The sequence below is a fragment of the Actinomyces acetigenes genome (assembly GCF_031296635.1).
In the GTDB taxonomy this organism is placed as follows: domain Bacteria; phylum Actinomycetota; class Actinomycetes; order Actinomycetales; family Actinomycetaceae; genus Actinomyces; species Actinomyces acetigenes.
Genome location: NZ_JASPFC010000052.1, coordinates 1 through 12,597, shown reverse-complemented (window position 1 = coordinate 12,597; position 12,597 = coordinate 1). Strand labels below are relative to the sequence as shown.

Below are 12,597 nucleotides of genomic sequence, written 5' to 3'. Positions count from 1 at the left end.
CCCGAGCCCTGAGCAATCAGCGTCGCAGCCTGACGAGTGGTGATCGTGATCGTGCGGGGGTCGGTGCCGGTGGGCTGGTCGGGCTGGGTGGGGCGGTGGAGGTTGGCCAGGTTGCACTTGAACTTATCCAGCCCGTACTCGTCCTTCTCAGGCGAGCACTCCCGGTGAGACTGCTCCTCCCACATCGACGGATCCGAGGCCGTCACAGACGGATGCTCCTGAGACGGAGACCCACCAGAATCCGGCGCACCCTCCTGAGGGACGGTCTCAGTCATTTCTCCACGAACAGTAGGGGTGTTGTCCTGGTTTTCGACAGTATAACTTCCCTTTGTTTCAGACGGTAAAGCCAGGGAGTTACTTCCATTCACCAGTAAAATAATGGAGGTTAAGGTGGTGGTTAAAGCAGCAGTGTGGCGACTCATTTTTGTTCGACCCTTACTCCGCCGATCAGCCAACGGCCATTGACGTAGCGTACAGCAAAGTCTAGTGTTTCATTCTCGGTTGGGCTTGATGTTTCAGTGGTCGCCCCGCCTCCTGGGTGAGACGCAATCATTTGACGACTCACAGTGGCTTCAACTCTATTGTAGTTGTATCCTTCAAGTTTATCGTAATACCGAATGTTCGTGATCTCTTGTTCCCACTTGTCATTCCACCCCCCTGCTTTGTGAAGGTTCGTTGCGTTGTCGATGGCTGAGTGGCAGAATTTGCATTGATCTTCGCTCATGGCGGCGAGTTCGGTGGTGTTGCCGGTAACGTAGGCGTAGCGGTAGAGGTCGAGGAAGTAGCGAACACTGGAAGCAGCCCCTTCGGGGCTCTCCTCGTTCATCTGAGAGGGCTTGGCTGGTGCGGGTTCGGCCAGGGCGGCATCGCGCTTGGCGCGCAGCTCAGGGGTCAGAGCCGCTTCCCGGGAGGCGGTCGCAGAGGCATTAGCATCAGCAATGCCCTTCTCAGCCCGGGCAATAGCCGCCGAAGCACTGGCGCTGGCGCTCACACTGGCCTCAGCCTTGGCATCCTTCACCGAGCAGGCCGCCGCCCCCAGCGCCAGCACACACACCACCAGGCCAGCCACACCCCGCCAGCGCCCAAAACGAGAACCGGGCCGAGCCTCGGGTCGGGGCCTGGGTCCCGGCAGCACCACCCCACGCGGCCGTCCCGGACTGACGGTCAGGGCCTCTTGCTCCGCGTGCCTGTCGACGCCATCGAGGTTCAGGCCGGTCTGACGGTCGTGTGCGGTGGGACGCCGCCCCGGAGTGGCTGGCCGTCTGCTCGGCCGCTCCATCCCTCCAGGCGGAGACACCCGCCCCGCGTGCTCGCCGAGGCCCAGGTGGGCGTGGCAGTCACGTGAGGTAAGGCCCAGCTCCGGCACGGATGATCGACCGCTTGGTGGCTCCGCCCCTCCAGTCGGAGCTGTTCGCTCCATGTGCTCGCCGGGGCCGTCGGGGTCCAGGCGGGAGTGGTGGCCCTGCTTCACGGGGCGCTGCTCCGACGCGGCCATCTGGCCGTGATCGGTTGCCGGCTGCCGCACACCTATGGGCGCAGCAGATCGTAGGGACGCACTCATCACGGAAGCCTCCTCGCCGCCGAAACAACTCCTTACCCCGCCCGGCCGGGCGGCACTGCCCGTCCAAGCGGTGTATTGACACTACCCGCACCAACGCCCCCACACCAGACCCCGACACCACCCTGTGGAAAACCCCGGAAAGAGACTCATGCGCTAGCCCCCGTCGGTGCCGGCCCGGGCTCTAGATGAGTAAGTCCAAGGGGGTGTGGGTCGGCGTGGGTGCTGGGCAATGGGGCGAGGGCCTCGCAGGATCGGTGGTGTTACACCAGATCTCACCGCTTCTGCTGGGAAGGACGGCTCTCTCATGGACACCGGCCTGGAGGCCCTCGCCACCGCACTGTACGTCACTGTCGATGACCTGCTGAAGGACCATCCCGAGGTCCTGCCACCACGCCCACAAGTCGGTATCACTGCGGTGACCAGCGACGCCGAGATCATCACGCTTGCGGTCGTGCAGGCCCTGCTGGGCTACACCAGCAAGACCCGCTGGATACGCCGCCTCAGGACCGATACCGACCTGCGCGCCATGTTCCCCCGAGTGCCGGGCCAGTCCGGCTACAACAAGCGCGTCCACTCGCTGACTGCCACCATGACCTGGGTATGCGCCGCCCTGCGTCGGGGCTCGCGCGTTCACGACGACACCGTCTGGCTGGTCGACTCCACTCCCATCGAGTGCGCCCGCTGTCGACCCACCGTGATGCGCTCAGCCCTGGCGGGATGGGCCGAGTACGGGTGACTAGCGCCTCCCACTCACGCTTCTTCTGGGGCCTGCGCCTGCACCTGGTGTGCACCGTTCACGGTCTTCCTGTGGGCTGGGCCCTGACCGGAGCCAAGGCCGACGAGCGCGAGACCCTGCTCGCGGTACTGGCCACCATGGACCGGCCCGCCCAGGACGGTCAGGTGGTCATCGCCGACAAGAACTACTACGGTGCCGCTTTCGAGGCCGAGCTCGCCAAGGGCGGTATCACGTTGATCCGTCCCAGACGCAAGGGTGAGCGCCCTCGCAGCGGCCAACGGTTCCTGCGGCCCCTGCGCCAGATCATCGAGTCCGTCAACGACACCCTCAAAGGACAGCTCGACCTCGAGGGCCACGGCGCCCGCACCCCCGCCGGAGTCTGCTCACGCATCACCCAACGAATCCTGGCCCTGACAGCCGCTATCTGGCACAACAGCCTCACCAACGCGCCCGTCCTACGAACCCTGACCCCCTACGACCACTAACCCCCCTTGGACTTACTCATCTAGGCAGACGGCAACGAAGGCGACAGTCAGCCCCGCCCGCGTCCAACCGATCCAGGCCCGGCTACGCGGCACCGTGGGCAGGTCCGGCCACAACGTGATGCCTCGGACGATCCCGTACAAGCCGGGAAGTGACGCCACCGCCAGGATCAGATGGGCACGTGCGCCCAGTGCCCAGAGGCCGCTGCCAGGACCGCGCTGGCCCAGCGGGGGGAGGAGGCCGCGTGACCGGATGGGAGATGTGGGTCTGACCTGCTGCGACGGAGGGCGGGAACGATGGAAGGGAGAGGGGACGGTGTTCATGGAACCAGGCTGTCGGAGCGTGATTGCCCACACGGTCCAGCCGCCTGGTCGGTCGATGTCGGGCCAGCCCGACTAAACTATGACGGTCCACGAGAAGGACGGGGTGGCAGGGTGACGTGGAGCGTCCCGTCCTGATCCGGGTGGGCGCGGGCAATGGTGACACTGGTGAACGCGACCTCCCAAGTGGCTCCGGACGTGCAGAGGGCCGTGGAGCGGTGGGGAGTGTCCAAATCTGTGACAAAGGCGGTAACGAGCGCCGAGTGCGCCAGGTAAAACCGCATGATTCCGCGGTTTCTGTTGCTCAGCGAAAGTTGTTCGGGCCTCTTTGTCACAGATTTGGACACAATGCTCGGGCTACCGGAGGGTGATGTCTCTGGGGCGGTGGCACGTCGGGTCCTGGAGGCCACAGGCTGGCGGATGCGCCAGTTGTCCACAGGGTGCCGGTGGCCGGGTTGCGCCCACTCCGCAGGCGGGCGGCAATGAGTCCCATGAACACTGTGGACGCTGAGCTGCTCGCCGCTGTGCGCGGCTGCTACGGAGCGGTGCGCATGCGGGATCTGGAGCCGACTCGCACCCAGCGCCGTCACATCGCCTCACTCGTGAGGGCCGGTGAGCTCATTGCCCATGAGCATGGAGTCGTCGGTATCCCAGGTGCCGAGCGCGCCGTTGTTCTGGCACGCATTCATGGAGGGCTCCTCACCTGCCAGGCCGCCATGCGCTACTACGGGCTACCCGTGGCTCAAGGGGCCGAGCAGGTTCATCTTGTGGTTGCGGCAGGGGGACAATTCTCAGCTGTTGGACGCGAGGTCCTCCACGGAGACCGTAGTTGGACTCGGATATCGCCGACCTCTTACCCGGTTCAGCCGCTCCCTGAGGCGCTGGCTCGTTTCCTGCGCTGCCACGTCCAGGACGACTCTCCGCTCATCGCTCTTGACGCAGCACTTCACGATGAGCGGGTCACTGCTGAGCAGGTTCGCGGCCTGCTGCGCGGCCCCGGCTCGGCTCGGGCGCTCGCACGACTCGATCGCGCCAGTGACCGGGCCCGTTCCCCGTTGGAGACGCTGGCGCGAATGGATTTTGAGGCTGCCGGCCTGAGCTTCGAGGACGGGGTGGAGATCGAGGGCGTCGGCGAGGTGGACCTGGTGATCGAGGGATGGGTGGTCGTGGAGCTCGACGGCTACACCTACCACTGCGACGAGTACCAGTTCGGCCTCGACCGATGGCGCGACCGCCGGCTTGTCGCCCGTGGCTTCCTACCGCTGCGCTTCACGAGGAAGGACGTCTATGCGCATCAGGTCGTTCCGGACGTGCAGAGGGCCGTGGAGCGGTGGGGAGTGTCCAAATCTGTGACAAAGGCGGCGACGGGCACAGAGCGCGCCAGGTAAAACCGCATGATTCCGCGGTTTCTGTTGCTCAGCAAAAGTTGTTCGGGCCCCTTTGTCACAGATTTGGACACAGAGCCCCTCGAAAGGGTCTTCCACAGCTCCGGTGATGCCTCTTCGTCGGGGATGACAGGTGGCCGGCGGCAACGATGCCGGGGCACGTGGATCGTGCGCAGAGCGATCGCGCGTAGGGATGAGGGTCGCGCTCCCGACCTCGTTCCAACACGCCGGGCAGGAGTGATCTGGACCTCATATGTCCTCTCTGGGCGGTCCTGTCGGCTCGCGTTCCAGCTCCGACGGCATCCGCGAGATCGCGCGGGAAGGCGTCACCTATCGGGACAAAAGTCCTCACCTCTATCGCAAGATGTTGTGGTTGAGATACAATTAAGACACAAGATGATGTGTCTCATCGGTGTGATTTGGGAGTATGGTCGGCACCGGTGCCGCTGACCGCCCCGCTCCCAGCAGGCAGTGTGCAGCCGCTGACGGCACCCGGAAGAACCGGCCCCATCCATGCTCGGTGGGGCCGTGAACAGGAACGAGAAGGACCATCGGAGAGACCCGTGCTCGAGAACCACCCCGCCCCCGCTGACACTGCTGCCCCGAGCCCCCTCGATGACCCGGCCTCGGCTCCGGTCGCCACCGCCACCTCCACCTCAACCGCCACCCCCGCCATCGACCCGCGCCTCGTGGCCCCCGGCTCGGCCGACTCAGCCGTCGCCCGTGGCGAGCGCCCCACCGTAGACGCCATCGCCACCATCACCGAGTACCTGGACCGCTCCGACTGGCGCGTCAACGCCAACGCCAACCAGGGCTACTCGCTGGGCGGGATGATGCTCAACACCTCCGGCAAGGTCGTTGCCAACTACTGGCTCAGCCAGGTCTACCCGGCCGTCGCCGGCCAGGCCCACCGCAACGCGGACCTCCACATCCACGACCTGGACATGTTCGCCGGCTACTGCGCCGGCTGGTCCCTCAAGGACCTCCTCCAGCAGGGCTTCAACGGCGTCCCCGGCGCCATCGCCGCCGGCCCCGCCAAGCACTTCTCCTCGGCGGTCGGGCAGATCGTCAACTTCCTGGGCACGCTTCAGAACGAGTGGGCCGGCGCCCAGGCCTTCTCCTCCTTCGACACCTACATGGCGCCCTTCGTCCGCCTGGACGATATGACCTACGAGCAGGTCAAGCAGTGCATGCAGGAGCTCATCTTCAACCTCAACGTCCCCTCGCGCTGGGGCACCCAGACGCCGTTCACCAACCTCACCTTCGACTGGACCTGCCCAGCGGACCTGGCCGACGAGCACCCCCTCATCGGCGACGACGTCTGCGACTTCGCCTACGGCGACCTCCAGGCGGAGATGGACCTCATCAACCGCGCCTTCATGGAGGTCATGACCGAGGGTGACGCCGAGGGCCGCGTCTTCACCTTCCCCATCCCCACCTACAACATCACCCGCGACTTCGACTGGGACGCCCCCAACACCGAGCTGCTGTTCACCATGACTGCGAAGTACGGCCTGCCCTACTTCCAGAACTTCATCAACTCCGAGCTCGACCCCGGGATGATCCGTTCCATGTGCTGCCGTCTCCAGCTCGACCTGCGCGAGCTGCTCAAGCGCGGCAACGGCCTGTTCGGCTCGGCTGAGCAGACCGGGTCGGTCGGTGTCGTCACCATCAACATGGCCCGGCTCGGCTACCTCTACGCCGACGACGAGGCCGCCCTGACCGCCCGGCTCGACGAGCTGCTTGAGATCGGCCGCGACACCCTGGAGCTCAAGCGCACCGTCATCCAGCACCACATTGACGCCGGCCTGTTCCCCTTCACTAAGCGGTACCTGGGCAGCCTGGACAACCACTTCTCCACCCTGGGCGTCAACGGCATGAACGAGATGGTCCGCAACTTCACCCATGACGCCTACGACCTGACCGACCCGCGCGGCCACGCCATGTGCGTGCGCCTCCTGGACCACGTGCGCGACAAGATGGTCGAGTTCCAGGAGGCCACCGGCCACCTCTACAACCTCGAGGCCACCCCGGCCGAGGGCACCACCTACCGTTTCGCCAAGGAGGACCGCAAGCGTTACCCCGGCATCCTCCAGGCCGGTACGGAGACCAACCCCTACTACACGAACTCCTCCCAGATCCCCGTGGGATACACCGATGACCCCTTCGAGGCCCAGGAGATGCAGGAGGAGCTCCAGACCAAGTACACCGGCGGCACTGTCCTGCACCTGTACATGAACGAGCGCATCTCCTCGGCCACCGCCTGCAAGGAGCTCGTGCGCCGCTCCCTGACCGCCTTCCGCACGCCTTACATCACCATCACGCCGACCTTCTCCATCTGCCCGGTCCACGGGTACCTGGCCGGCGAGCACCTGACCTGCGGCAAGTGCGCCGAGCTCCATCCCGAGGCCGAGCCGGTCGAGTGCGAGGTGTGGACGCGCGTCATGGGCTACTTCCGCCCGGTGCGCTCCTTCAACATCGGCAAGAAGGGCGAGTACGCCGAGCGGCAGATGTTCACCGAGGTCGCCGCCGGCGGCCACGGCCCGGCCGTCTCGCGCCTGAGCGCGGTCAGCGCCTGAGGGTTTGCGACGAAGAAGGAGAGGAGGGTAGGTGGCGGACTGGAGCGTTGAGTTCACGCCTCGTGCCGAGAAGGCGCTGGACCGGCTCGATCGCAGCGTCCAGAAGCGCGTGGCTAGCACTTATGCTGTCAACATGTCTACAGCAGTTCTGAGCGTACGGCTGCCAGAGGATCTCAAGCGTCGGCTCGATGACCTGGGGAGCCAGACCGGTCGGTCGGCAACGTTCTACGTGCGTGAGGCCGTCGAGTCCTACATCGATGACTTGGAGTACGCGTATGCGCTGAAGGCGGAAGCAGAGGCGGTGCGGCGCGGTGAGATCAAGACGCGGCGCCTTGATGAGATCACGGCGGCGCTTGGCCTCGATGCCTGAGGCTGGGGAGACGTGATTCCGGTTGTCCTGCCCTGCTGATGCTCTGGTGATCGCCGGGCTCGTCCCCATGAGCACGGTCGACTGGCCCGACCACCTGACCGCGACCGTCTTCCTGCAGGGCTGCCCCTGGAACTGCTTCTACTGCCACAACCGGGACCTCATCCCCACCCGCACGCCCGGCCAGGTGGCCTGGGAGGAGGTGCGCGCCCTGCTGCGCCGTCGGCGCAGGCTGCTTGACGGCGTCGTGCTCACCGGCGGTGAGGCTCTGCGCCAGGACGCCCTGGCCGACGCCGCCCGGGAGGTCATCGACATGGGCTTCCAGGTGGGGCTGCACACGGCCGGGCCCTACCCGCGGCGGCTGCGCGACATGGTTGAGGCCGGGCTCGTCGACTGGGTGGGGCTGGACATCAAGGCCCTGCCCGAGCACTACGGGCAGGTGGTCGGCCGGGCAAACGCGGCCACGAAGGCCTGGGAGAGCCTCGAGGTGCTCCTCGAGGCGGCCGGCCGTGGCGGGCCGGACTTCGAGGTGCGCACCACCGTGGTGCCCGGAGACGTGACGGCCGACGACGCCGTCGAGGTGGCCCGACGGGTGCACGCGGCGGGGGCGCGGGTCTACGCCCTCCAGCAGGCCCGCTCTGAGGGGACGAGCGGCGAGTTCGACGTCGTGGCACCCGGCTGGGACGGGACGTGCGAGCGCATGGCCGAGCGCATCGAGGCTCTGGGCTGGGATCGTTTCACCTACCGCCCGGCGTAGGCTGGGGAGAATGATGACCTGGCTGAGCGTGACTGTCCCGCGTCGCTGGGTGACATCCAGGCGCTCGCACGATGAGCCCGCCGATTGGGCCCGCCAATCGCCAGTGTGGAGATCCCTGCTACGGCTACGCTGGCGCAGGTGCGCGGGGACTGGCGGTGTCGGGCAGGTACGGGGCGGAGTTCCCGCAGGGCGATCGTGGAGAGTTCAGTAATGGTAGATACGGACTTGCTCTTCGGCGATCTGTGCCCTCGAGGGGTGTCGTGCGCCGAGTCCCGGGGCGATGACGACTTCCCGTCCGATCCGCGATTGACGCTTCTGCCCGGAGAAGCTGCTCGGGTTGCGCGCTCATCCCCTACGAGAGCCGCGGAGTTCGCGACAGGGCGTCGACTGGCACACGATGCGATGGAGCAGATTGGTTTTTCTGGGCCTGTACTCTCCGGGGCTCACGGAGAGCCGTGCTGGCCCGAGGGCGTGATCGGCTCTATTACTCACTGTCCGGGTCTGCGTGCCGCAGCCGTTGGAATGAGGTCGCAGGTGAGCGCGCTGGGTATCGATGCGGAGCCCGATCGAGCGCTCAGTGCCGACGTCGCTCGGGCACTGGTCATGCCCGCTGATCGCTTGCCGGATGATGTGAATGCACTCGTGGCGCTTCTGTGTGCCAAGGAGGCGGCCGCCAAGGCCTTCGTCTCGATGGGGGCTCCCACGCGGGACTTCCGTCTCTCTACGGTGCGATTCGTTGACAAAGGTGGATTCGTGGTCCATGGACGGGACGGGTATCCCGCGATGAACGGGAGGTGGCGGCGCAGTAACGGACTCGTACTCGCGGTGGTCGCTGTCATGTGCTGCGATCGTCCGAGGTTCTGACACCTCGTTCAATCAGGTCCAGGAGAGCGTCGTAGTTGACCTGAGTGACCCGGTCCGAGGACGTGGAATCCCTTGCCCCGTAAAGGAACTCCACTGAGAACGCGCCTTGGACGCAGGCCCAGATCGCATTGGCGAGGGAGTGGGCCTCGACATCAATGACGGCGCCGGCGGCTTGACCGTATCTGACGATCTCAATCAGCTGGGTGAAGGCGTTGCGGGCCTCAGGGCCTGGTTGGGTAGTCCACATGAACTGGTAGCAGCGCGGGTTGGCCTGCATGAGCTCGTGAACAATCGTGCCGGCCTTCCTGAGCCGGGCAAGGGGATCGTACTCGGAGATGTCGCGCAGGGCGCGCGTCATGATGGCGAAGCGTTCCTCGACGACGGCATGGAGCAGTCCTTGCTTGTCGTCGAAGTGGTTATAGACGCTCATCGGGGCGACCTGAGCGCGGGCGGCAACGGCGCGGATAGTGACTGCCTGCGGGCCGTTCTCCTCCAGCAGCTCCGTCGTGGCATGAATCACTTTGGATGTCAGCAGCTGGGTTGACGTGCGCTTGTGAGGGCGTTTGTGCTGATCAGAGGCCATGTGTCCAACTTTCGTCTCAGTATGTGGTGATCGGTGGGTTGGGGTTGTGGAGCAAGTGTCCATTAGTGTAGAACATTGTTACATCCTACTGGAACATCGTTCTACGAATCGAGGAGCCTCATGACTTCAGTCGTTCCACCTCCGCCTATCGCCCCCCAGTCAACGGGCATGCTTCAGGCGCCGCTTGTGTCGCAGACGCCCGTTAGGCGTGCGCAGGCGCCGAGTCGAGGGCGTGGTCTTCGTGCAGCAGCTCTGGCTGCGCTGTGCCTGGCCGAGCTGCTGGTAGTCATTGACAACACCATCGTCAATGTCGCCATCCCTACGTTCGCGCGTGACCTCAATGCATCAACCACTGGGCTGCAGTGGATCGTTGATGCCTACACCTTGGCCTTCGCCTGCCTGCTCCTGCCTGCAGGCCACCTGGGTGACCGCATAGGGCGTCGGCGCGTTCTGGTCATTGGACTGGCCGCGTTCGGCGTGGTGAGTGGCGCAACGGCGCTGTGCACCACCTTGGATGCGGTGACAACGTGCCGTGCGCTACTTGGCATATGCGCTGCACTCGTCTATCCCGCCACGCTCTCACTCATCATGACTACCTTCGAAGGTTCTCCACGAAAGGGGCTGGCAGTGGGACTGTGGGCGGCGACTTCCGGGCTTGGCATCGCCCTGGGGCCAATCCTTGGCGGTCTTCTGCTAGAGCACTTTTCATGGGAGTCTATCTTCTGGGTTAATGTGCCGCTGGCTCTCATCACTGTTCCTGCCGTGCTTGTGGCGGTGCCCGAGTCCCGTTCCAGCGAAAAGGCACGGTTTGATGTAGTGGGCGCTATTCTGTCCGCCATCGGAGTAGGGGCGCTGGTGTGGGGAATCATCGAGGGTCCTCATCGTGGCTGGACCTCAGGGGCTGTGACAACGGCCTTCATTGTTGGCGCCATCTGTGTATCTGCACTTGTGGCTTGGGAACTGCATTGGCCGCACCCCCTGATTGATGTCCGTCTATTCTTCCGCAGGGAGTTCTCCGCAGGTGCCATGTCGATTGCCGCAGCATTTTTCGCCCTCTTTGGATTCATCTTCATCATCACGCAGTACTTCCAGGACGTGCGGGGTTACAGCGCCCTGATGGCCGGTGTGGCGACCTTGCCGTTTGCTGTTGTGATGGCAGTCGTTTCGCCGATCGCTTCAGTTCTTTCACGTCGGCTGGGGCCGGGATGGGTCGTCGGAGCCGGTCTGGGAATTATGGGCCTGGGATTCTGGCGAGTTACAGTCCTGGAGGCTGATTCTGCGTACTGGCAGATGATCGTTCCTGCAATGGTGGTCATGGCTGCTGGTCTTGCGCTAGTCCAGGCGCCTGCGACGAGTGCAATCATGGGCGTGGTACGTAAGGATCAGGTCGGGGCCGCTTCCGCCATGAATGACACCACCCGGGAAATCGGGGGGACTCTTGGAGTGGCTGTTCTGGGATCTATTGTCGCCTCTCAGTTCTCAGATTCCCTGAATTCGGCGGTGTCCGGTTTGATGCCGCAACAGGCTCTCGATCAGGCAGAGAACTCGATCACCGCCGCGATAACAGTAGCGAAGTACATGCCGGAAACTGTTCAGGGCCTCTTTAAGGAGGCTGCTGTCAACGCCTTTATGGATACGGTTCATCAGGCAGGCTGGGTAGTGGCTTGTGTGGCGTGGGCTGGGGCACTCATTGCAGTAATTGCCCTGCCCAGGGGTCGTCAGGCTAGCGTCTGAAAGGAGATCGGGAAACATACTTGTGTTCATGGGCGAATATTCCTCGACTCGCCCAGCTGAGCCGCGCCAGGTCCGGCGTGAGTGAATAGAAGAAAGTACTACGCGCGAAAGGGCGTATCATGGAAGCCAACCTCCAGGCATATGAAAAGGACATGATCAGGGAATTAAGGCAGGCGGGAGTGCTTGTTAGTGACACGCAATCCGTTGTCGGCGGGCTTGGATTCCTCTTCCCGGGTCATGGGACTCATTCATCTACGATGTTTAACACCTATCTGAAGGGCTCGCCCTCCGCGGGAAAATTGATTGAAATGGCCGATGAGGTCGTTAATGAGCGCTGCGGTTTTCGGCTCACCGACGCGGTGCGTGGCAATGCACGTTTTCCGATCGAGCATCCCTGTGTGACTCAGCCGGCGATCTTCACCGCCGCTTTAGGTGGGGCTCTGATGGCGGAGGAGTACTCGCTGTATCCCAGTCTTCTCGTGGGGCACAGTCTTGGCGAGTATGCAGCGTTGGTATGTTCGGGTGTTCTGACTGCGGAGACGGGCCTTCGAATGGTCATTGATCGTGCTGAATGCGTGGCAGATGTCCCTCAAGATCGCCGTGGAGCCATGTTGGCAGTGCTTCTTGATGATGATACGCAAATTGCCGTCGTGCGACGTGCTGTTGCCGCGCATGCGTCGCGCGGGGCGATTTCGGTGGGAGTGATTAACAGTCCCCGACAGGTCGTCGTATCCGGAGAGCACGAGTTGGTTATATCCTGCCGTGAGGAATTGAAGCGCTCAGGTGTATCTTCAACACTGCTTCCTATCGGTGTTGGGTTCCATAGCGCGGTTCTTGCCGAGGCGGTCGCTCCTTTTGAGGAGCGTCTTAAGCAGTACTCCTGGACTGCTCCGATGACGCCGGTCGTCTCATCGGTATTCGGGGGATATGTCGATTCTGATTCACTTGAGGCGCTCCCGAGTCTTCTTGCCGCTCAGCTGATCACTCAATTTGACTTCCGTAACAGTCTCAAGGTCGCTCAGGATGCCGGGGTCGACATGTATCTTGACTGTGGCCCGCGTTCTGTGCTGAGTAAACTCGTGTCTTCTCAAGTCAATCTTGGTGATGTCTCCGTTACGCATCTCGACTACGGGCCTGCTCATGCTGATCGCACGCGAGATGTTCTCACAGCATTGTCCTGGGTTCGCGCTGGAAGTGTGGCGCCCACAGACGTCGAGGTTGCTGATGC

At 63.8% G+C, this 12,597-nt stretch carries 9 protein-coding genes and 2 pseudogenes; 8 read left to right on the top strand and 3 right to left on the bottom strand.

Features of this window, described 5'->3' with window-relative positions:
• Together RIV14_RS12815 and RIV14_RS12810 are read right to left on the bottom strand one after the other, a co-directional pair.
• Positions 1 to 206, bottom strand: a pseudogene (locus tag RIV14_RS12815) (zinc transporter); the annotation flags it as partial.
• A gap of 212 nt (positions 207 to 418) precedes the next feature.
• Positions 419 to 1,060 (bottom strand): DUF6318 family protein, encoded by a 642-nt coding sequence (locus tag RIV14_RS12810; protein WP_309325219.1) that lies wholly within the window; start codon positions 1,058 to 1,060, stop codon positions 419 to 421.
• 805 nt (positions 1,061 to 1,865) lie between these two features.
• Between RIV14_RS12810 and RIV14_RS13835 the strand changes: the two are divergent.
• The 6 genes and pseudogenes from RIV14_RS13835 (at position 1,866) to RIV14_RS13830 (ending at position 9,052) form a co-directional block, all read left to right on the top strand.
• A pseudogene (locus RIV14_RS13835) lies at positions 1,866 to 2,782 on the top strand (IS982 family transposase).
• An 809-nt stretch (positions 2,783 to 3,591) separates the two neighbouring features.
• A complete protein-coding gene (locus tag RIV14_RS12795) occupies positions 3,592 to 4,488 on the top strand; it encodes a PDDEXK family nuclease (RefSeq protein WP_143224283.1) in 897 nt (298 codons plus the stop codon).
• Between the two features lie 686 nt (positions 4,489 to 5,174).
• Complete coding sequence (locus RIV14_RS12790) at positions 5,175 to 7,064, top strand: ribonucleoside triphosphate reductase (RefSeq protein ID WP_256694939.1); 1,890 nt, start codon at positions 5,175 to 5,177, stop codon at positions 7,062 to 7,064.
• A 31-nt stretch (positions 7,065 to 7,095) separates the two neighbouring features.
• On the top strand, positions 7,096 to 7,434 hold the full coding sequence (gene relB, locus RIV14_RS12785; RefSeq protein ID WP_256694937.1) for a type II toxin-antitoxin system RelB family antitoxin: 339 nt from the start codon (positions 7,096 to 7,098) through the stop codon (positions 7,432 to 7,434).
• A gap of 22 nt (positions 7,435 to 7,456) precedes the next feature.
• A complete protein-coding gene (locus RIV14_RS12780; protein WP_256694347.1) occupies positions 7,457 to 8,188 on the top strand; it encodes an anaerobic ribonucleoside-triphosphate reductase activating protein in 732 nt (243 codons plus the stop codon).
• Between the two features lie 210 nt (positions 8,189 to 8,398).
• Entirely contained in the window at positions 8,399 to 9,052 is a 654-nt protein-coding gene (locus RIV14_RS13830) for a 4'-phosphopantetheinyl transferase family protein (RefSeq protein ID WP_075373699.1), read from the top strand.
• Here RIV14_RS13830 and RIV14_RS12775 read toward each other — a convergent pair.
• Complete coding sequence (locus tag RIV14_RS12775) at positions 9,024 to 9,635, bottom strand: TetR/AcrR family transcriptional regulator (RefSeq protein ID WP_075373700.1); 612 nt, start codon at positions 9,633 to 9,635, stop codon at positions 9,024 to 9,026. The genes RIV14_RS13830 and RIV14_RS12775 overlap by 29 nt on opposite strands.
• 186 nt (positions 9,636 to 9,821) lie before the next feature.
• Here RIV14_RS12775 and RIV14_RS12770 point away from each other — a divergent pair, with 186 nt between their 5' ends.
• Together RIV14_RS12770 and RIV14_RS12765 are read left to right on the top strand one after the other, a co-directional pair.
• Entirely contained in the window at positions 9,822 to 11,369 is a 1,548-nt protein-coding gene (locus tag RIV14_RS12770; RefSeq protein WP_256694935.1) for an MFS transporter, read from the top strand.
• A 119-nt stretch (positions 11,370 to 11,488) separates the two neighbouring features.
• Positions 11,489 to 12,597, top strand: a 1,109-nt coding sequence (locus tag RIV14_RS12765; RefSeq protein ID WP_309325218.1) for an ACP S-malonyltransferase, incomplete at its 3' end; no start/stop codon positions are given.

Coding starts and splice junctions, on each gene's coding strand:
- RIV14_RS12795 (WP_143224283.1), top strand. CDS start 3,592: ATGAACACTGTGGACGCTGAGCTGCTCGCCGCTGTGCGCGGCTGCTAC.
- RIV14_RS13830 (WP_075373699.1), top strand. CDS start 8,399: ATGGTAGATACGGACTTGCTCTTCGGCGATCTGTGCCCTCGAGGGGTG.
- RIV14_RS12775 (WP_075373700.1), bottom strand. CDS start 9,635: ATGGCCTCTGATCAGCACAAACGCCCTCACAAGCGCACGTCAACCCAG.